Origin of the sequence: Neobacillus bataviensis LMG 21833, assembly GCF_000307875.1 — a bacterium.
GTDB classification, from domain to species: Bacteria; Bacillota; Bacilli; order Bacillales; family Cytobacillaceae; genus Neobacillus; species Neobacillus bataviensis.
Genome location: NZ_AJLS01000039.1, coordinates 18,653 through 37,268, shown reverse-complemented (window position 1 = coordinate 37,268; position 18,616 = coordinate 18,653). Strand labels below are relative to the sequence as shown.

Genomic DNA, 18,616 nt, shown 5'->3' with positions numbered 1-18,616 from the left:
CAGTGATCATCAAGACGAAAAGTTAATCTTATACTATCCTTTACACCGAACAAAAATAATTCTTCTAAAGTTTAACATTTTATAAAAGTATTTGCAAGAAAACATAAACACAACCATTTTTGCCACTCTCAAATTTAACGCCCCCTAAAGAAGTCCCCTCCCCCAAGCAACATTCCTCCTACCCACCTTTTCGACCAAAATCCCTCTCTGCGTCTTAAATTGTTAGAAGGAATAATCCCCCGATGGTTGCAAACCAACTGAAGGCATGAAACAGGCCATCTGAGACTAAACCAATATTTAATGTACTTTTGTCATAAAAATGATGCCAATGTAAAATTTGATGAAAAACAGTTTCGTCCAAAAAAGCAACAACTCAAGCCCAAACAAAAACCCTGACCATAAATTTCGGGCTAAGAATGTAGAACGAAAATTAGTTATCCGAATTATTGATTTTATCGGCCATTATTTTTTCCGCCATTCTTCTCTTATTATCAGTCCGCTTTTATATCTTCCATAAAACTTTATCCAAAAAAAATAATCTTTATACAATTTCTGTCGTTCAAGATTTTCAAGTTTACGTGCAACTCCTCAAAATATATCAGAGATAATTCATTTGATATAAAAAAAGTCCTTACTGTTAAATACAGAAGGACTTTAAATGTGATTTACAATTGATTCTATTTTCTTATTAATTCATCCCTATCGGATGCCATTGGAGGCTGTTCCAACCATCCGTTCTTTATCATGATATTAGCTCCATCTTCAGAATACATCTGGACTTCTAAGGAAAGCCTGTTATACATTGCACTAATATCTACTCTAGGACTTTGACTAACAGCTGTACCATAATAGCCAACGCTCAAAGAAATCAAACCACTTGTGAAGAACATCATCAGTTTATCAGAAAAAGTATGGGTTGTACTATTTGTTATTTCTGAATCCCAACCCATAGGTGCTGGAAGTTTACTTTCCTCTAGCTTATCTCTAAATAATCTAATATGTTTATTCCCAACTTCTAAACCTTTTAAAAAGAATTGTTTTACATCCTTATCCATTGCAACCTGACTAAAGCCGGTTAGTGCAGTAACCCCCAAGGCATTTCTTTGCATATTCGCAAATAAATTATCGACTTCAGAAGCAACTAATGGTCTTTTTTCTCCGAACACATCTAACATAAACCATTGCTTTTTTACAAATTCAACCTTCTCTAAATTAGGTAAGCTGGGAGACCTGATAAACAATCCTTTAGACAATAATAAATCCGTTGATTTATCATATAATTTCATTGTTTCCGCAAGGCAATCCATGTAATAGGATTTAATATCACTTCTTACAGATGTTCCAACACTACCAGCATACGTTGTAAGTCCAACTTTAGACATTTGGTTTATAAAATTTAGTGCAAAACTATCGGAATAAAGCCTAGGAGCATTTAAATCTACATCCTCTTTAATACTAAAACCATATGGAACTGGATTTTTTTCTTCTATTAGTATTGCTGTAATCTTTTGAATATGTGATTTTGATAATTCTAAAGCAAATTCAATTATAGGCTTAATTTCACTATCCTCAACTTTTTCTAGAAAAAATGTAAGAACACATATGCTAGAGCTATCATTTAAGTATTGAAGCCAAAGTTGACCAATTTCACCCGCTGTTAGCCTAATCTGTTTATCTTCATACATAAGTAACCTCCAAAAAAGTTATACTAAAAAATACCTTCCCCAGTAATCAACTATAGTATGTATTAGTTACCTTAATACCTCATCTTGTAATATTAAAACTTTTTAATGAGTTTAAGCCTTCGAAAGGATATTATTTTTTTTAATATTCTCTATAGCAAATTGAAAACCATATAGGAGAAACCCTCTAATAGTTAGTAAAAATGTCAATTGGATTGGTTTCATCTGAACTAAAGAAACTATTCCTAATCGTTTTAATAATTTCATTCCTGGAAAAGCAAACAAGATATGAACTATTGCATTGGTAATCATAAATAATGTTAACTTGCCATAAGTAAGTTTTAAAATCCCTAAAGAAAATAGAAGGTACGGACCCAAAATAAAAGGAATATCTCCTGAAATATTAGGATGAATACTAGTATAAAACTTCCACCAATTTCGTTTCTTTGCACTAATGTTATTTATTTTAACGACACAACAAATAAGTATAGTTGCTGGAAGAAAGCGTTTTATTGACCTTCTTCCCAAAAGTGGTATTAAAAACCATGGAAGAATCATCATAAGGATTAATAAAAATCTTGAATGCCTCACTATTAATGCACCTCCTATTTCTTTAGGATGTGCAACAATAATATAAAATAATACCAATTATATTTTCATTTTTTCCATAAATCAGGGATGGATATATATTGCCATGATGAGTAGAAAAATACATATAACTGCTGAAGTAAATAAGATGACAGAAGTTATAAAATGTATTCTTTAAGCGCTACCATCTAAGACGAATAAATAGGGAAGGTACTATTGTTTAAATTTAAACAATAGTACCTTCCCTATGTTTCAAATGCCTAATGTCAGTCTATTTTTTGTGCTGATCCAGCGCTTGATAGGCTGTCTGGTATTTTCCACCGTCAGCAACTTCTGAATGGTACAATGCCTTGAGGGCATTGTTTTTTTCAAGGCCGTGTTCTACCTTCAACTCTTTTAAGCGTGTATGCAAGTCTTTATTATCCTTGATTAGCTGTTGCATCTGCGATTTACTATACTTCAAAATATTTAACTCCCTTCAGAATCTCAATTCGTTCCCCAAGTATAGCATGATTAATTTCTTATTTATATAAATCCAAATATTGGTAAATGATACCTGGCACCATCCATTTAAAAAAGGCATTATCCGATTGGGAATAATGCCTCACAATTTTATTTCAATTTCGGTGCCATCCCCTAATTTTGTATCCACTAATACTAAGCCCTTGTGCTTAGATAGGCTTTGTAACAGTGGTTTCAAGTCATTTCTGTCAAATTGAGGGAAGATAAATTTACTTCCATTCTTTTCTATAACCTTATTAATAAAGCGATTTACTCTTTTTGAAGTAATAATAAAACTGGACATATTTAATAATGAATAAGGAACTGGAACGGAGAATTTTTTATCTTTTAATTTTACCCTGACTTTTAGCATAAACTATTCAATCACCACAAAAACTTTATCACCATTAGCCGAAGTAACATCTACAATTTGACCGTCCAGTTCATTTTCGATGGCTGCGATTAAAAGATCTACATTAATATCCTTCACATATTTTTCAGCCTCTGGAATTTTTTCTGCGATACTCGTACCAACCTTTAAAACAGCCTTTATAAGATTAATCGGCAAATTCACATTGACATTGTCACCTTTTTCGGAGGTAACACGAATTTTCAGCATTTTGCTACCATAGGGGATTTCCTTTTTTAATGGAACTGGCTGTAGCTGGTCTTTACCCTGCAGGATATTGATCAATTCGGTTGCTTTTTCCTTATCGATTTTTCCCTCCTCGACCATTGTTAACACTCTTGAAATTTCCTCTTTCATTTATAATTCCCCCTCTTTTAATAAATGAATGGCCTCTTCCGCTGTGATTTCTCCCTTATCCAACATTGCAACTACCTTTTTCTTATCTACTTCAGTTTTCTTTTGCGTGGAATAGCCTAGAGCGGAAATAATATCATCTAATTTTCCTCTAACAGTCGGGTAGGAAATCCCCAAGTCTTTCTCCACCTCTTTGATATTTCCACGGCATTTTAGAAAAATTTCAATAAAATGAAGCTGATCTTGACCAAGGGCTGCTAGCTTTGATAAATCAAACTCATTTTCCACTGTCGTATGGCAATGGTTACACTGCAACTTCGTAATTTTCAATTGTTTGCTGCAAACTGGACAATTAGTAATTAATGGGTATGCCATCTTTTTCTCCCTTCCTTTATTTACCTCAATCATACAACAGTTATTAATTAATTAAAATATATAATTGAAATATTTTATAAAAACTTAGAAAAAATTTAATTTATTTAATTTAATATTTAATATAATGATGATTCTGTATAAACTAAAAAACAGACTCAGAATCCGAGTCTGTTCCTAAAGGGCAGGCACCAATGTTTTAACGCATTGAGTCAGTCCACTTTACCTAAACTCCCACAAGTTACCTTTTTCAGTTAAGCTATTGTGCCAGGCACCAGTGTTTTTGGCTGCCATTACCAGTGAATCCCACCTTCTAATTATCTAATCCACTCCCATTCCTTATAAATAGAATAATTTAATTATCACAATATTATTATTCATTTTTTATTTACTCTAAGTCCAACTCCGTAAATTTATGGTATTTCAGGTAATGATATAGTGATTTTTCTAGCTTTTATGATAATTTTCGACATGAAAGCCCTATCATTCGCAAAAGAATTAAAAGTTTCTGAAATATTGAAATAATATACTAGACGAAAGTAGAAAATTGTTTTAATATACTAATTGTTAACTCATTTCTAACTATCATTTATCGATACTCTATTTCGGACGGTAATGTCAGAAAAATTAAAAAACTATCAGAGGGGGAACTAGAAATGAAAAAGAAATTTAGTAAGGTGTTTATGGCATCAGCTTTAGCTGCCGGAATCCTTGCCGGTTGTTCAGGAGGAAATCAAGCGAGCGGTGGCGACGGTGGTAATTCCAAGGACTTCAAGCTTGGAGTAAACATGGAGCTTTCCGGTAACGTTGCATCTTACGGGGAATCAATGGCAAAAGGTGTTGAAATGGCCGTAGCAGAGATTAACAAAGCTGGCGGTGTTGAGGGTAAACAAATTAAAGTTATAAAAGTGGACAATAAATCAGAAGCGGCTGAAGCCACAAACGGAATCATTAAACTTACAAGTCAAGACAAAGTAAATGCCGTAATCGGAGCAGCAACAAGCGGAAACACCGTTGCACAAGCACAGATTGCAAATGATACCAAGACAGTTCTTATGGCTCCAGGAGGAACAAGCCCAACTGTTACTGTAGATGAAAAAGGAAAAGTAAGAGAATTCGTTTTCCGTACATCTTTCATTGATCCATTTCAAGGAACAGTTGCAGCCAACTTTGCTGCGAATAATTTAAAGGTTAAAGATGCAGCTATTTTTTCCGACAACTCAAGTGACTATGCAAAAGGACTATCGGATGCTTTCAAGGAAACATTTAAAAAAGCTGGCGGTAAAATCGTTGGTGAAGAATCATATGTAGCAAAGGATACTGACTTCCGTGCAACATTAACTCGCCTTAAAGCGAAGAATCCATCATTTATTTTTATCCCTGGATATTATGAAGAAGTTGGTTTAATTGTGAAGCAAGCCCGCGAGCTTGGAATCACCGTTCCATTAATGGGTGCTGACGGATGGGATTCACCAAAATTAGTTGATTTAGCAGGTGCAGATGCATTAAATAACACCTACCTAATCAACCACTATTCTACTGAGGATCCAGACAAAAAGGTTCAAGAGTTTGTTACAGCATTCAAAGATAAGAACAATGGCGATGCGCCAAACGCTTTCAACGCACTTGGTTATGACACAGTTTATTTCTTAGCTGATGCCATTAAGCGAGCAGGCAGCACAGACTCCGTTAAGATTCAAAAAGAATTAGCAAAAACCAAAGATTTATCCCTTGTAACTGGGGTATTATCACTTGATAAAAATCACCACCCAATTAAATCTGCAACAGTTTTAGAATACAAAAACGGTAAGCAGGTATTTAACACAAAAATTAATCCTTAATAAAATGACCAGTAAAGTGGAAGGATTATCCTTCCATTTTACTTTTTTTAAAAAAAGGCTTTGCTAAAAATATGTTTGATTTCGCACAATAAGAGGAAGCAGCGAAAATAAACAACACAGCCTTAGAAAAAAGGAGAAAATACGCATGGATTGGTTACAACAGCTAATAAATGGAATTTCACTCGGCAGCATCTATGCCTTAATCGCATTAGGATACACGATGGTGTATGGAATCATTAAATTGATCAACTTTGCACATGGTGATGTATTTATGGTAGGTGCCTTTATTGGGTTCTATGCGATTACGGGATGGGGATTAGGCTTCTTGCCAGCACTCATCATTTCAATGGCTTTCTGTGCTGGATTTGGAGTATTAATTGAACGGATTGCCTATAAACGGCTTCGAAATGCTACGAGAATTGCTGCATTGATTACAGCAATCGGAATGTCACTGTTGATTGAGTATTTAATGATTTATATACGGGGAGCACAGCCGGAAGCTTATCCTGCTGACGTTTTACCAAACAAAGCAATCAATTTATTTGGTGCCCAAATTAACAGCCAGTCTTTATTTATTTTATTAACCTCTATTATCTTAATGATTATTTTACAATTCATTGTCCACCGCACGAAAATGGGTAAAGCGATGCGCGCTGTATCTCTTGACATGGATGCCGCCCGCTTAATGGGAATAAACGTCGACAAAACGATTTCCTTCACGTTTGCCATTGGATCGGCACTAGCAGGAGCAGCCGGGGTCGTGTTCGGAGTCTATTATACAAAAATCGAACCATTAATGGGTGTGATCCCTGGGTTAAAAGCGTTCGTTGCAGCTGTTTTGGGCGGTATCGGCAGCATTCCAGGGGCGATGGTTGGCGGAATTATCCTCGGTTCAGTTGAATCAATTGTCAGTGCCGCGGGATTTTCTTTATGGAGAGATGCAGCCGCCTTTATCATTTTGATTCTTATATTGATCTTTAGACCATCAGGCATTTTTGGTAAAAATACAAAAGAGAAAGTTTAGGTGAAAAATAATGAAGAAATCAAAACCATTTTGGGCATTTGTGATTCTAGCGGCGATTGTTTATGGAGTCGTCCAATTTTTCATCGGCTCCGGATTATTAAATCAATATTATAGTAACTTATTCATTACAATCTCAATAAACATTATTTTAGCGGTCAGCCTCCATTTGGTCATTGGCATTACCGGCCAGTTCTCCATCGGCCATGCAGGTTTCTTGGCAGTCGGGGCTTATATTTCGGCCATTGCCACAATGAAATTTGAATTGCCGTTTATTCTCGCCATCGTCATTGGCGGAGTAGTTGCCGCTCTTGCTGGTCTTATTGTGGGGATTCCTACCTTAAGGCTGCGAGGGGACTATTTGGCCATTGCCACTCTCGGTTTTGCGGAAATCATTCGGATTGTGTTATTTAATATTGATTATGTTGGCGGGGCCGCTGGGATGCAAGTTTCCCATCTTACCACCTGGCCCATAACGTTTATCTGTCTATTTATAACGATTTTGGTGATTGCCAACTTTACCAATTCCAGACATGGACGAGCATGTATTGCGGTTCGTGAAAATGAGATTGCTGCCGATGCCATGGGAATCAATACTACCTATTATAAAGTTCTTGCCTTTGCCATCGGATCATTTTTTGCTGGAATTGCCGGCGGGTTATATTCACATAATTTCTATATCTTACAGCCCGGCAATTTCGGCTTCTTAAAATCATTTGATATCCTCATCTTCGTTGTCTTAGGTGGCCTTGGCAGCATGACCGGCTCGGTGATTTCAGCCATCCTATTAACCGTTATTTCAGCGTTTTTAGCGCAATATCCGGAAACACGAATGATTATCTATAGTTTAGTATTGGTGATTGTCATGCTGTACCGCCCTCAAGGCTTGATGGGTACACGTGAAATCACAGATTTATTCAAGTGGAAAACGGCGAAAGGAGGCAATTAGAATGGCACTGCTAGAAGTAAAAAATGCCGGCATTCAGTTTGGCGGATTAAAAGCTGTTTCCGGCTTTAATATGGAACTAAATCAAGGTGAACTGATTGGTCTGATCGGGCCGAATGGCGCCGGGAAAACGACAAGCTTTAATTTGTTAACTGGCGTCTACGTACCAACAGAGGGTGAGATTTTATTTAACGGAAGGCGGCTGAACGGATTGCCTCCCTATAAAGTAACTCAAAGCGGGATCAGCCGTACCTTCCAAAATATTCGCCTTTTCAGTGAACTATCCGTGTTAGACAATGTAAAAGTTGCCTATCATTCGTTAGCGAAAAACTCTATTTTGAGCTCCATCTTCCGTCTTCCTTCCCATTTTTCTGAGGAAAAAAATATGGAGAATAAAGCTCTCGAATTTTTGAAAATTTTTAACCTAGACAGTTTAAAGGATGAAAAGGCAAAAAATTTACCATATGGGCAGCAGCGCCGATTAGAAATCGCCCGTGCCTTAGCTGCAGGTCCGAAGCTGTTGCTGCTAGACGAACCTGCAGCCGGGATGAATCCACAAGAGACCCACGAATTAATGGAACTAATCGCATTTATTCGTAAACAGTTTGATCTAACGATTTTGTTAATTGAACATGATATGCAGCTAGTCATGGGCATCTGTGAACGAATTTATGTACTCGACCATGGCCAGCTGATTGCCGATGGAACACCGGAGGAAATCCGCAACCATCCAAAAGTCATTGAGGCTTACTTAGGTGAGGAGGTTCCGAGCGATCATGCTTAAAGTCAATAACATCAATGTATTTTACGGAAACATTCAAGCGCTTAAAGGGGTTTCATTAGAGGTTATAGAAGGTGAAATTGTTACCTTAATCGGTGCAAACGGTGCAGGTAAAAGTACGCTTCTAAAAACCTTATCTGGCCTGCTTAAGCCAAAATCAGGGACAATTGAATACTTAGGCGAGCCGATTTCTGGCAAGGCTCCTCAGTCGATTGTAAAGACCGGAATTTCACACGTCCCTGAAGGACGCCGTGTTTTCTCCAATATGTCAGTAGAGGAAAATTTGGAATTGGGAGCCTATACAAGAAAGGATGCGGGCGGGGTTCGCAAGGATATGGAAAAAGTGTATGAGCTATTCCCTCGACTTTTGGAACGCCGCAAGCAGTTATCCGGTACACTTTCCGGCGGTGAACAGCAAATGCTGGCAATGGGCCGTGCCATCATGGCCAAGCCAAAGCTGCTGCTCCTGGACGAGCCTTCTATGGGATTGGCACCACTAATGGTAAAACAAATATTTAACATTATCGAGCAGATCAATAAGGACGGAACGACCGTCCTGCTTGTTGAACAAAATGCCAACATGGCATTATCAATTGCCAACCGCGCCTATGTCATTGAAACCGGCCGCATCGAAATATCAGGGACGGCAGCTGAATTGCAGGCAAGTGAAGAAATTAAAAAAGCCTATCTTGGGGGACTATAGAGAGGGTTATGTAAGAAAGCAGAGAAGGCCTTTATTCGAATGAATATGCCTCCTCTGCTTTTTGAATATAATGGTCTTCTATTTTTTGCTAAAACATAAAACTCATAGTAAATACCATTTTATTATTGTATAATTATCTCGAATCCAAGATAACATAAACTGAAAGGTGATAACCAATGATCCAGATTACTCCTTCTGACAAACGTTTTTCCGCAAAAAGTGATTGGCTGGAAAGCCATTTTAGTTTTTCCTTTGGATCTTATTATGATGAAGAAAATATTCATTTTGGTCCATTGCGTGTATTGAATGACGATATTATTCAACCCGGGAAAGGATTCGGGATTCACCCGCACAGAGATGCAGAAATTGTTTCGATTGTCTTAAAGGGGCAGTTAAAGCATGAAGACAGTTTAAAAAATGTGGGAATCTTGAAATTCGGGGATATTCAAAGAATGACGGCCGGTACCGGCGTTCTCCATTCCGAGTTTAATCCGACATCAGATGAGGAAACGCATATTCTGCAATTGTGGTTCATGCCAAACAAGAAACAACTATCTCCATCCTATGAAGATATTTCGTTTGATACTGACAATCTGCACAATAAATTGTTACCAATCGTATCAAGTAGCCCAGTAGAAAATGCTGCTATGATTCATCAAGATGTAACGCTCTATTTATCAAAATTAGATTCCGATAAAGAGCTTCATTTTCAGCAGGAAGCAGGAAGAAAGATTTATCTATTTATCATTGAAGGGGAAATTTCACTTAATAGCGATGTCACTTTACAAAAACGTGATGATGCGCGAATCACAGACCTTCACGAGTTAACATTGCAAGCAAAACAGGATTCCTCCTTCCTCTTAATTGATTTGCCTGGAGGTGAGGAATAATGCTATATGTTCGGCATACTGTTGGAAGCAGGCTGTTCTATGAAACCACGGAATACGAAATCAAACCAAGTGATCATGGATGGGAGATTTCATTTAACACCGATAATGAAACAGCAGCTACCTTATTAAAATTTCATAATGAACTTAATATCTTTTATGTCGAAGAGAATCAAAAGACCTGGTTTTACTCCTCAGAGGGAATAGTAGAGTTCTTAGAGGATCAAAGTAAATTGCTGATTTATGCTGATCATAAAACCGCCTACCCGGTTTAAGGTTATAATAAAGTGTTGTTAGGCAACCCTTCCCCCCCCCCCCGTAAAAATGACAATTAGCCACAATATACAAGACTTTATGTAGTGCTTGAATATTGTGGCTTATGAAGCTTTAACTAAACTCCCTGTAAGCTACCTTTTGTTGTTTATCAAACAGCTGGTCTAACCAGCCGACCAAATCTCCTAAAAACTTCTCTCTTCCCACTTCATCAAATGGGCGGTGCCTAGCTGAAGGGTACTCAACTAGCTGTTTGTCCTGAGAGCCCATAAGGTTAAAAAAATGGAGCAGCTTAGTTGGGGGAGTAATTTTATCTTCTAGGCCGTATTGTAATAAGACTGGCAGGGTAATCGATTGAGCTTTATTTACTACCCGTGTAATCGTTTGGATTAAGCTGCGTCCTAAACCAGGGGTCACAATATTATGTCGTAAACTGTCAGATTCGTATTTAACACGAATCGCTGATTTTTTCTTTAAAAATCTAATCCTGCCAGGTTTACTGATGCGATAGTCAGGTTTAACCTTACCCATTAGACTAATACCTAACTGCTCGAATGGTGTGACTTCATAAGAGATGGCAGGAGAAATCGCAATTATTCCTGAAATACCCGCACTGTGCTCCAAAGCATACTCAAGCGTAATCAGGCCGCCGATACTATGTCCCACAATATACAAGGGCAATCCGGGCTGATCGAGTGAAACAAGCTTGCGAAACTCGTGTAAATCACCGCTAAATTCATCCCAAGACTGTATATATCCCCTTTTACCAGCGCTTTTCCCATGTCCGCGCAAATCAAAGGCATACACAACATATTCTTTATTAACCAAGCTTTCACTAATATTCTGTAACCCACCGCTGTGATCCCCATGTCCATGAACGACGATAACCGCCGCTTTTGGAGCTGTTAATGGTTCAATCACACGAAAGAATAGCTCGATATCATCGACACCATTAAATGTCCCTTCTGTTACCATTCTGTATTCCTCCTGATGCTATCAATCCTATAGTACTTTCCAGAGTAAAAAGATGCAGGATCCGGGCCTCTAGCTATTTGATAGAGCCCTTTTTACCTGAATTTTATCTTCTTGCTATCATCTCGATTTCAACCCGTGCACCAAGAGGCAAGGAAGACACACCTATAGTTGTACGAGCAGGATATGGCCCAGAAAATTGTTTAGCATAAACTTCATTCATTGCTGTGAAATTATTCATATCAGTTAAGAATACATTCACTTTTTCAACATTATCAGGAGTTAAACCTGCTGCTTCCAATACATTGAAAAGATTCTTAAAACATTGATTTGTCTGTTCAACTATATCACCTTCTACAAGCTTTCCAGTCTGTGAGTCTACTGGGGTTTGCCCAGATAAAAATATTAAATCTCCTGCTTCAATTGCATGTGAGTAAGGACCAACAGCAACAGCTCCTGATGCACTAAAAGCCTTTCTTGACATATAAAACTCCTCCTTTAGATATAAAGAAAAAAATAGGTATAGATATACAGACCCGCATAATTTTATTTTTGCTAGTAAAGTTATGAGACATAAAAACTATCCCTCTGTTTTGATTTAGAAGCCTTTTTCTTTAAAAAGATCCTGCCCTCTGAAAGAAACAGCCCGGCTAACGTTAGAACCGTACCTATTGCAGCCAACCACGTTATTTTTTCATGTAATACGATGACGGATGTAACCACCGTAATGACCGGGATCATGTAGATGTAGATGCTCGTTTTTACAGGCCCCAATACTTTAACTGCAAAGTTCCATGTAACAAAACAAAGAGCGGAAGCACCCAGACCCAAAAAGATAAGATTTAATAGGTTAACAGGAGTGGCAAAACGCTCCAACCCCAGTTTGAAATCGAATAGAAACAGAGCCGGGATCATGAATAAGATTCCATAGAAAAACATCTTTCTTGTCGTTTGGAACGTATTATAACCGAAACTGCTAATTTTTCTCGTCAACACAGAATAAACGGCCCAAACAATGGTAGCAGCAACCGCCAATAAATCGCCTAACGGATTTAGTTGAAAATTTGAAGCACCGCTAAAACTGATTAGATATATTCCGACCATGGCAACGACAAAGCCGAAGAAGAAATTAATCCGCAACGGTTCTTCTTTCAAAAATAGATTAGCAACAATCACAGTGAAAAATGGCGCTAATGAACAGATTACACCTACATTGGAAGCCATTGTAAACGTGAGCGCGATATTTTCCAATAGATAATACAACGTAACACCGCATAAACCAGCAGCCGCGAATAAGAGTTCATGCTTTCTATTCACCACCTTCATCCGGTGTGGGTATACAATCATTAACGCAACCAAACCCATTACGAAACGAAAAAACAGAATCTCAATGGGGGTAAAATCATTTAGTAAGATTTTAGTGGAAATAAAAGTTGTACCCCAAATTATAATGGTGAGTAAAGCTAATAAATGACCCTTATTATGTTTATCTTCCATCGTTATGTCCTTTCCTCTGATGCTGTTTTTTATGTTAAAAATGTTCCTTCGTTATCAAAAGAATTCTCTCTTTATTCCCATTTTTCAAGAAATAAAAAAGCCCCTAAAAGGAATAATATCCCTGGGTGGCTAATTTTAGCAATCTTTTAGCTTTGAAATATTTTAACACTTACTCTGTTAGCTTCCTTCGAATCATTTTTTCCATACTTCCATTCCGCCATACCTGAATAAAAGTTAGTAAAAAGGGTAGTATACCTCTGTAAACATTAATGAGGTGATGGAAATGTCTAACATGATGAAACAAGAAGAATTGGAAACATTAAGAGAGTTAATCAAAGACGTAGACACGGCTATGCTGACTACGGTAACTGAAGAAGGGCTTGTTTCTCGTCCTATGAAAACACAAGAAGTAGAGTTTGATGGCGACTTATGGTTTTTCACTAAAAAAGAGACTAATAAGTATGAAGAAATTTTAGATGATCAAGATGTTAATGTGGCTTATGCAGGCAAATCCTATGTTTCCGTCCGTGGAAGAGCGGAAATCGTTGAGGATTTAGACAAGAAAAAGGAATTGTGGAGCAAAGTATATGAGAAAGTGATGCAAACTTCTTACGATGATCCTAACGTTGTCTTGATAAAGGTAAAAGCGGAAGCAGCCGAATATTGGGAAACCGGTAATTTTACGAAGAAAATCGCCTTTCTCTATAAACGCATGACAGGACAAAGTACTAAATCGACAGATGTTAATGAAACGGTTGAATTGAATAAATAACAGCAAAAGTGGGTTGTCTGGTGATAGGACAATCCATTTTGCTGTGTTGAGTTATGTTAATCCGTTGTAGCTAATACCGAAGAGGCAATGCGCGGGAGAGTTTCTTTTAATGTAAAAAACGATCCATAAGAAGAAGCCCCTTGCTGATAGCTAAGGGGGAAGCGTTACTTTATTCTGAATGATGAGTTCCCATGTTCGTATTGCAATTCATCAACTGTTTGAAGACGTTGATCGCCCCTTTTATCATCCTCCGGTGTGGAAAAGGAGAGTTCTATCTGAGTACTGGAATCCGCTGCTTCATCAAACCTTTTTTGCGCCTCTAAAATACGTTTTGCATAGGGAAGGATCTTTAACCTATCAACAGGAATATCCTTTCCTGTCTCCACACATATACCATATGTTCCGTTTTGTATTCGTTCTAACGCTTCATCTACCTCATTTAAAATATGTTTAGCCGATTCGTTTATTGAAGATTGTACTTCCCTATCTTCCAATTGTGACGCGGTATCCGCAAAATGATTATCCAAACTAGACAATTCCCCATAATCCTCAAACGATAATGGCTGGTTCGTTTCGATCACCTTAGTCATTTCCTGTTTTATTTTTACTAATTTATTCTTAAAATAAGTGAGTTCCCTCTCTCTCATCATGTTCTCCCCTCTCCTTCGTTAACTTTCTAATTCTATATACCCTTTCAGCATAAAATCTTAAACTCGTTTCTTAAGTAGAAGGGAAGACGATTAAAGGTATTATTAAAAGGGATAAATCGGATAAAGTTCAATAAATCCATTTTAACAAAATTGTCACATTTGTAATGAAACTGACATATAATGTATCAATCCCATAGAAAGGAGGTAGAACCAATGGATAATCGGATTCTCTTATTCCTTGCAGCTATATTGTCAGGGTTTGCACTTATTAAAGTTCCTTTAGCTAATTCATTTCTTGAAGGCGTTTCACCCGTTACTAATATCATTGGCATACTAACTGTCCTTATCTTCTCACTCGTCATAATTTATAAAGGGGTAAAAGGTTTGTTCAGGTAGTAGATTAATTGGGAGAGCACTCTAAATGGGTGCTTTCTATTTGTTTGTGCAGATAAGGGGATTGTTTGTCGAATGGATAATCGTTATTCTAATTACCTTTAAGATCCTTCTGACGCTGTTACAAATCTTAGGGGTGCTGCCATAGGAATTATTTCGTTTTTCCCATGCATATGCCGTGAAAAACTTTTCAATTCGTTTTCCAACGCTCTTAGACCTACTGCAGAAACCATCTGCTCGAAAAAAAGAAAAGAGCACCCGTCCCAGATGGGCAAGGCACTCTAGTTATTATCAATGATTAAAAGTTTCGGTTGTTGTCGATGTCAGTAATTGGGGTGTCAATAACGGGCGGATTATCGGGTGGCGTGATTGGATCTGGAGAGCCTTGGTTGACATGATTGTTAAAAGGGTGCTCTCCCACACGATTTTCTCGACGTTCTACCAAGACAATAAACTTCCCATCATTAACAAGGCCCTCATAGCGATTTGCATCTTCTTCGGGAAGACCCATTCCAATTAAAGCTCCTGCCAATCCGCCAGCTCCTGCACCAACAGCAGCTCCGGTTAACGTTGCTGCTAATGGTCCGACAGCTATAAATGGCCCGATGCCAGGAATGGCTAGCGCTCCTAGGCCTGCCAATAAACCGGCAAGCCCGCCTAGGGCACCTCCTGTTGCCGCTCCGGCTACAAAGCCATCTTCCGTGTTCGTACTAGTGGCATCGTTAATTTTATTTATCTGATCTTTGTTCTTTCCAATGACCGATATCTCCTCGGCCGCATAGCCCTCGCGTTTGAGGTTTTCAACAGCCCTGATCACTTCATTTTCAGTATCATAAACTCCCACCAAGTGCTTTTCATGCATATCCATTAAAAGTCCTCCTTTAAACGAGTAGTTATAGTAAATCTACCCGCTGCTAGAAGAAGTGAAACATTTATTCTTAACCTCGCTGGTATGAAATATATTTCAATGGACATCACATTTATTATAGTTTTCTCGCAATTTTTCATAGTTTATCACCGCAAACCATTTCCAATTAGATGAAAAATAATTTTCTCTTGTGATTATGACAATATACTGATAATATGAAATAGTTGTTTTATTGGAAAGCTAATATTCAATATATCGAGTCTTTCCAAGCAGATAATTTTGACCACTTCCTTGCGGGAGTTAAGGCCATACGGACAGCCGGGTCAAATGCCGATTGGCAACTTTAGTTGCCCTATTGATTGAGTTAAAAGCTCAAATTTTATAAGTTGGTTACTTTACAACCAGTGCATATGCACATCAACTTGTGAAACGGTCAATAAGAGTGGTAAAAGTAATTATTTGCTATATAGACTCTGATCCTTAATGATATATTTTGAATATTAAAGAGCTTTCTGCCATTTTATTTCGGTAGACGTATACACGTGACTTTTGTCATGTGTGAACATAATTTTTAATATTACATTTATATCTAAAGCAAGTGTTGTGCGCAGGTTTGCGTTTTTACACTTGCTTTTTTGTTGTTATGGAATTCCGTTTTGCATGGCAAAATCTATTTAGTTAGGAGATACGAAAATGGGAAAAGCACTTATTATCGGAGCAGGCGGCGTGGCATCAGTTGCCATCCACAAATGTGTTCAAAACAGTGAGGTATTTGAAGAGATCTGTATTGCAAGTCGGACAAAATCAAAATGTGATGAATTAAAAGATCAACTTGACGGCAGCAAAACCAAAATTACTACTGCACAAGTAGATGCAAACAACGTTGATGAGCTAATTGCGTTAATCAATGAAGTAAAACCAGATATCGTGATGAACCTAGCGTTACCATATCAAGACTTGACCATTATGGATGCATGTCTTGCAACAAAAACACACTATATGGATACAGCGAACTATGAGCCGGAAGATACGGCGAAATTTGAATATAAATGGCAGTGGGAATACCGCGAGCGTTTTGAAAAAGCGGGTATTACGGCTCTTTTAGGCAGCGGCTTTGACCCAGGTGTAACGGGTGTATTCTCTGCTTATGCGTTAAAGCATTATTTTGATGAAATTGAATATATCGATATCCTTGACTGTAATGGCGGCGATCATGGCTATCCATTTGCAACGAACTTCAACCCTGAAATTAATATCCGTGAGGTTTCTGCTAATGGACGCTACTGGGAAAACGGTGAATGGATTGAAACGGAGCCAATGGAAATCAAACGGGTGTACAACTTTGCTGAAGTTGGCGAGAAAGATATGTACCTGTTATACCACGAAGAGCTTGAGTCTCTTGCGCAAAACATCCCTGGTCTTAAGCGCATTCGTTTCTTCATGACCTTTGGCCAAAGCTACCTTACTCACCTAAAGGCGCTTGAAAATGTCGGAATGACTTCTATTGAACCAATTGAATTCGAAGGAAAACAAATCATTCCGCTTCAGTTCTTGAAAGCAGTGTTACCAGACCCAGCTTCCCTTGGACCTCGTACAGTTGGAAAAACCAACATCGGTTGTATTTTCAGAGGGAAAAAGGACGGAAAAGAAAAAACATATTATGTTTACAATGTATGTGACCACCAAGAATGCTATATAGAAGTTGGCTCTCAAGCCGTTTCTTATACAACAGGCGTTCCTGCAATGATTGGTGCAGCGATGATTTTGACAGGCAAATGGGATAAAGCTGGCGTATATAATATCGAAGAATTTGATCCAGATCCATTCATGGAAGAGTTGAACAAATGGGGACTTCCATGGGTTGAAGACTTTAACCCAGTGCTTGTGGATGATGAATCTGTGAAAACGAAAGAACTGGAGCTAGTTCGTTAAGATGCGTTTTGAGGAATTACCAACACCATGTTATGTAGTCGATAAAGGTCTTGTGGAAAAAAATCTAAAAATCCTCAATGGGGTTATGCAGCGGACAAGTGCGAAGATTGTTCTTGCCCAAAAGGCATTTTCTATGACATCCTTGTATCCTCTTATTGGAGAATATTTAAGTGGTACAACAGCAAGCGGTTTGTACGAGGCACGACTAGGTTACGAGGAAATGGGCAAAGAGAATCATGTCTTTGCCCCTGCCTATCGTGAAGATGAGATAGACGAAATTATCTCGATTTGTGATCATATTATCTTTAATTCCTTTTCACAATTGGAAAAATTTAAAGATAAAGCACTAAAAGCTGGCAGGAAAGTTGGTTTGCGCATCAATCCTGAATGTTCCACACAAATTGGACATGCCATCTATGATCCATGTTCACCTGGTTCTAGATTTGGTGTAACAAAAGAGCATTTTCGTCCTAATTTGCTTGAAGGTGTATCAGGTCTGCATTTCCACACACTTTGTCAGCAAAACTCTGATGATTTAGAAACCACTCTTAATGCCGTGGAAGATAAGTTTGGTGAGTGGCTCGCACAAATGGAATGGATCAACTTTGGCGGGGGGCATCATATTACTAGAGAAGATTATGATATCCAGAGACTGGAATCTTGTATCAAGAGAATGCAGGTTAAATACGGTTTAGAGGTTTACCTAGAGCCTGGAGAAGCCGTTGCTCTCAATGCAGGATACCTCATCACATCCGTTCTTGATCTACATCAAAACGGAATGGAGATTGCAATACTTGACACGTCTGCAACTTGCCATATGCCTGATGTGTTGGAAATGCCTTATCGCCCGCCTCTTTTTGGATCAGGTGAAGTAGGCGAAAAGCCATATATGTACCGACTTGGCGGTCAAACCTGCCTTACAGGTGATGTGATTGGAGATTATTCGTTCGATCAGCCATTAAAGAGCGGTGATCGCTTAGTTTTCGGTGATATGGCCATCTACACAATGGTCAAAAACACTACCTTTAACGGCATGCCGTTACCGACCATCGCTATTCAAGAGAAAGATGGAGATTGTCGGATTGTGCACCAATTTGGCTACCATGATTTTAAGTTGAGACTTGCTTAAAAGAATAATAGAAACGAAAAGCCATTAATGAGGTAGGATCTTTTA

The 18,616-nt window shown here is 38.1% G+C and carries 22 protein-coding genes and 1 pseudogene; 11 read left to right on the top strand and 12 right to left on the bottom strand.

The annotated features are described in order from the left end of the window. Nucleotides 1–149: 149 nt before the first annotated feature. From BABA_RS26375 to BABA_RS05600, 7 genes and pseudogenes are all read right to left on the bottom strand, one after another. A pseudogene (locus BABA_RS26375) lies at nt 150–456 on the bottom strand (DUF2243 domain-containing protein); the annotation flags it as partial. A gap of 221 nt (nt 457–677) precedes the next feature. Next, nucleotides 678–1,685, bottom strand: coding sequence for a DUF3231 family protein (locus tag BABA_RS05625; protein ID WP_007084172.1), 1,008 nt, complete (start codon nt 1,683–1,685; stop codon nt 678–680). Nucleotides 1,686–1,796: 111 nt separating this feature from the next. Then, entirely contained in the window at nt 1,797–2,273 is a 477-nt protein-coding gene (locus tag BABA_RS05620) for a hypothetical protein (RefSeq protein ID WP_007084171.1), read from the bottom strand. 268 nt (nt 2,274–2,541) lie between these two features. Next, on the bottom strand, nt 2,542–2,733 hold the full coding sequence (locus tag BABA_RS05615; protein WP_007084170.1) for a hypothetical protein: 192 nt from the start codon (nt 2,731–2,733) through the stop codon (nt 2,542–2,544). A 141-nt stretch (nt 2,734–2,874) separates the two neighbouring features. Next, nucleotides 2,875–3,144 carry a hypothetical protein gene (locus tag BABA_RS05610; protein ID WP_007084169.1) on the bottom strand — a complete coding sequence of 90 codons (270 nt, stop codon included), beginning with the start codon at nt 3,142–3,144 and terminating at the stop codon, nt 2,875–2,877. Between the two features lie 3 nt (nt 3,145–3,147). Further along, nucleotides 3,148–3,537 carry an SHOCT-like domain-containing protein gene (locus BABA_RS05605; RefSeq protein WP_007084168.1) on the bottom strand — a complete coding sequence of 130 codons (390 nt, stop codon included), beginning with the start codon at nt 3,535–3,537 and terminating at the stop codon, nt 3,148–3,150. Next, a complete protein-coding gene (locus BABA_RS05600; RefSeq protein ID WP_007084167.1) occupies nt 3,538–3,909 on the bottom strand; it encodes a DUF2089 domain-containing protein in 372 nt (123 codons plus the stop codon). A gap of 653 nt (nt 3,910–4,562) precedes the next feature. On the opposite strand from BABA_RS05600, the gene BABA_RS05595 reads away from it, so the two are divergent. From BABA_RS05595 to BABA_RS05565, 7 genes are all read left to right on the top strand, one after another. Beyond that, nucleotides 4,563–5,747, top strand: a complete 1,185-nt coding sequence (locus BABA_RS05595; RefSeq protein WP_007084166.1) for an ABC transporter substrate-binding protein — start codon at nt 4,563–4,565, stop codon at nt 5,745–5,747. 145 nt (nt 5,748–5,892) lie between these two features. After that, the gene (locus BABA_RS05590) at nt 5,893–6,771 is read left to right on the top strand and encodes a branched-chain amino acid ABC transporter permease (protein WP_007084165.1); all 879 of its coding nucleotides are present in this window, start codon (nt 5,893–5,895) and stop codon (nt 6,769–6,771) included. 10 nt (nt 6,772–6,781) lie between these two features. Continuing rightward, entirely contained in the window at nt 6,782–7,717 is a 936-nt protein-coding gene (locus BABA_RS05585) for a branched-chain amino acid ABC transporter permease (protein ID WP_007084164.1), read from the top strand. A 1-nt stretch (nt 7,718) separates the two neighbouring features. Next, nucleotides 7,719–8,498 (top strand): ABC transporter ATP-binding protein, encoded by a 780-nt coding sequence (locus tag BABA_RS05580; protein WP_007084163.1) that lies wholly within the window; start codon nt 7,719–7,721, stop codon nt 8,496–8,498. Then, nucleotides 8,491–9,198 carry an ABC transporter ATP-binding protein gene (locus BABA_RS05575; RefSeq protein WP_007084162.1) on the top strand — a complete coding sequence of 236 codons (708 nt, stop codon included), beginning with the start codon at nt 8,491–8,493 and terminating at the stop codon, nt 9,196–9,198. The genes BABA_RS05580 and BABA_RS05575 overlap by 8 nt, the downstream gene beginning before the upstream one ends. A 176-nt stretch (nt 9,199–9,374) precedes the next feature. Next, nucleotides 9,375–10,088: a pirin family protein gene (locus BABA_RS05570; protein ID WP_007084161.1), complete on the top strand. Its 714-nt coding sequence runs from the start codon at nt 9,375–9,377 to the stop codon at nt 10,086–10,088. Next, nucleotides 10,088–10,360, top strand: coding sequence for a hypothetical protein (locus tag BABA_RS05565; RefSeq protein WP_007084160.1), 273 nt, complete (start codon nt 10,088–10,090; stop codon nt 10,358–10,360). The genes BABA_RS05570 and BABA_RS05565 overlap by 1 nt, the downstream gene beginning before the upstream one ends. Before the next feature lie 112 nt (nt 10,361–10,472). Here the strand turns inward: BABA_RS05565 and BABA_RS25955 are convergent, their stop codons facing one another. The 3 genes from BABA_RS25955 to BABA_RS05550 all read right to left on the bottom strand — a co-directional run bounded on the left by BABA_RS25955 (nt 10,473) and on the right by BABA_RS05550 (nt 12,827). Next, the gene (locus BABA_RS25955) at nt 10,473–11,333 is read right to left on the bottom strand and encodes an alpha/beta hydrolase (RefSeq protein ID WP_007084159.1); all 861 of its coding nucleotides are present in this window, start codon (nt 11,331–11,333) and stop codon (nt 10,473–10,475) included. Nucleotides 11,334–11,436: 103 nt separating this feature from the next. Continuing rightward, the gene (locus BABA_RS05555; RefSeq protein WP_007084158.1) at nt 11,437–11,814 is read right to left on the bottom strand and encodes a RidA family protein; all 378 of its coding nucleotides are present in this window, start codon (nt 11,812–11,814) and stop codon (nt 11,437–11,439) included. Nucleotides 11,815–11,894: 80 nt separating this feature from the next. Further along, nucleotides 11,895–12,827, bottom strand: a complete 933-nt coding sequence (locus BABA_RS05550; protein ID WP_007084157.1) for a DMT family transporter — start codon at nt 12,825–12,827, stop codon at nt 11,895–11,897. Nucleotides 12,828–13,110: 283 nt separating this feature from the next. Here BABA_RS05550 and BABA_RS05545 point away from each other — a divergent pair, with 283 nt between their 5' ends. Then, the gene (locus tag BABA_RS05545; RefSeq protein WP_007084156.1) at nt 13,111–13,599 is read left to right on the top strand and encodes a pyridoxamine 5'-phosphate oxidase family protein; all 489 of its coding nucleotides are present in this window, start codon (nt 13,111–13,113) and stop codon (nt 13,597–13,599) included. A gap of 164 nt (nt 13,600–13,763) precedes the next feature. Here BABA_RS05545 and BABA_RS05540 read toward each other — a convergent pair whose 3' ends face one another. After that, complete coding sequence (locus BABA_RS05540) at nt 13,764–14,249, bottom strand: TraR/DksA family transcriptional regulator (RefSeq protein WP_007084155.1); 486 nt, start codon at nt 14,247–14,249, stop codon at nt 13,764–13,766. A 213-nt stretch (nt 14,250–14,462) separates the two neighbouring features. On the opposite strand from BABA_RS05540, the gene BABA_RS05535 reads away from it, so the two are divergent. Continuing rightward, nucleotides 14,463–14,645: a hypothetical protein gene (locus BABA_RS05535; RefSeq protein WP_007084154.1), complete on the top strand. Its 183-nt coding sequence runs from the start codon at nt 14,463–14,465 to the stop codon at nt 14,643–14,645. A 295-nt stretch (nt 14,646–14,940) separates the two neighbouring features. Here BABA_RS05535 and BABA_RS05530 read toward each other — a convergent pair whose 3' ends face one another. Beyond that, the gene (locus BABA_RS05530) at nt 14,941–15,510 is read right to left on the bottom strand and encodes a general stress protein (RefSeq protein WP_007084153.1); all 570 of its coding nucleotides are present in this window, start codon (nt 15,508–15,510) and stop codon (nt 14,941–14,943) included. 693 nt (nt 15,511–16,203) lie between these two features. Between BABA_RS05530 and BABA_RS05525 the strand changes: the two genes are divergently transcribed. Beyond that, nucleotides 16,204–17,442 (top strand): saccharopine dehydrogenase family protein, encoded by a 1,239-nt coding sequence (locus BABA_RS05525; protein WP_007084152.1) that lies wholly within the window; start codon nt 16,204–16,206, stop codon nt 17,440–17,442. A gap of 1 nt (nt 17,443) precedes the next feature. After that, entirely contained in the window at nt 17,444–18,571 is a 1,128-nt protein-coding gene (gene nspC / locus BABA_RS05520) for a carboxynorspermidine decarboxylase (protein ID WP_007084151.1), read from the top strand. Nucleotides 18,572–18,616: the final 45 nt, after the last annotated feature.

Bases quoted from the DNA above. Each gene is read 5' to 3' on its own strand.
- BABA_RS05595 (WP_007084166.1), top strand. From the start codon at position 4,563: ATGAAAAAGAAATTTAGTAAGGTGTTTATGGCATCAGCTTTAGCTGCC.
- BABA_RS25955 (WP_007084159.1), bottom strand. From the start codon at position 11,333: ATGGTAACAGAAGGGACATTTAATGGTGTCGATGATATCGAGCTATTC.
- BABA_RS05555 (WP_007084158.1), bottom strand. From the start codon at position 11,814: ATGTCAAGAAAGGCTTTTAGTGCATCAGGAGCTGTTGCTGTTGGTCCT.
- BABA_RS05625 (WP_007084172.1), bottom strand. From the start codon at position 1,685: ATGTATGAAGATAAACAGATTAGGCTAACAGCGGGTGAAATTGGTCAA.
- BABA_RS05600 (WP_007084167.1), bottom strand. From the start codon at position 3,909: ATGGCATACCCATTAATTACTAATTGTCCAGTTTGCAGCAAACAATTG.
- BABA_RS05585 (WP_007084164.1), top strand. From the start codon at position 6,782: ATGAAGAAATCAAAACCATTTTGGGCATTTGTGATTCTAGCGGCGATT.
- BABA_RS05610 (WP_007084169.1), bottom strand. From the start codon at position 3,144: ATGCTAAAAGTCAGGGTAAAATTAAAAGATAAAAAATTCTCCGTTCCA.
- BABA_RS05540 (WP_007084155.1), bottom strand. From the start codon at position 14,249: ATGATGAGAGAGAGGGAACTCACTTATTTTAAGAATAAATTAGTAAAA.
- BABA_RS05605 (WP_007084168.1), bottom strand. From the start codon at position 3,537: ATGAAAGAGGAAATTTCAAGAGTGTTAACAATGGTCGAGGAGGGAAAA.
- BABA_RS05550 (WP_007084157.1), bottom strand. From the start codon at position 12,827: ATGGAAGATAAACATAATAAGGGTCATTTATTAGCTTTACTCACCATT.
- BABA_RS05590 (WP_007084165.1), top strand. From the start codon at position 5,893: ATGGATTGGTTACAACAGCTAATAAATGGAATTTCACTCGGCAGCATC.
- BABA_RS05535 (WP_007084154.1), top strand. From the start codon at position 14,463: ATGGATAATCGGATTCTCTTATTCCTTGCAGCTATATTGTCAGGGTTT.
- BABA_RS05525 (WP_007084152.1), top strand. From the start codon at position 16,204: ATGGGAAAAGCACTTATTATCGGAGCAGGCGGCGTGGCATCAGTTGCC.
- BABA_RS05580 (WP_007084163.1), top strand. From the start codon at position 7,719: ATGGCACTGCTAGAAGTAAAAAATGCCGGCATTCAGTTTGGCGGATTA.
- BABA_RS05530 (WP_007084153.1), bottom strand. From the start codon at position 15,510: ATGGATATGCATGAAAAGCACTTGGTGGGAGTTTATGATACTGAAAAT.
- BABA_RS05575 (WP_007084162.1), top strand. From the start codon at position 8,491: ATGCTTAAAGTCAATAACATCAATGTATTTTACGGAAACATTCAAGCG.
- nspC (WP_007084151.1), top strand. From the start codon at position 17,444: ATGCGTTTTGAGGAATTACCAACACCATGTTATGTAGTCGATAAAGGT.
- BABA_RS05570 (WP_007084161.1), top strand. From the start codon at position 9,375: ATGATCCAGATTACTCCTTCTGACAAACGTTTTTCCGCAAAAAGTGAT.
- BABA_RS05565 (WP_007084160.1), top strand. From the start codon at position 10,088: ATGCTATATGTTCGGCATACTGTTGGAAGCAGGCTGTTCTATGAAACC.
- BABA_RS05545 (WP_007084156.1), top strand. From the start codon at position 13,111: ATGTCTAACATGATGAAACAAGAAGAATTGGAAACATTAAGAGAGTTA.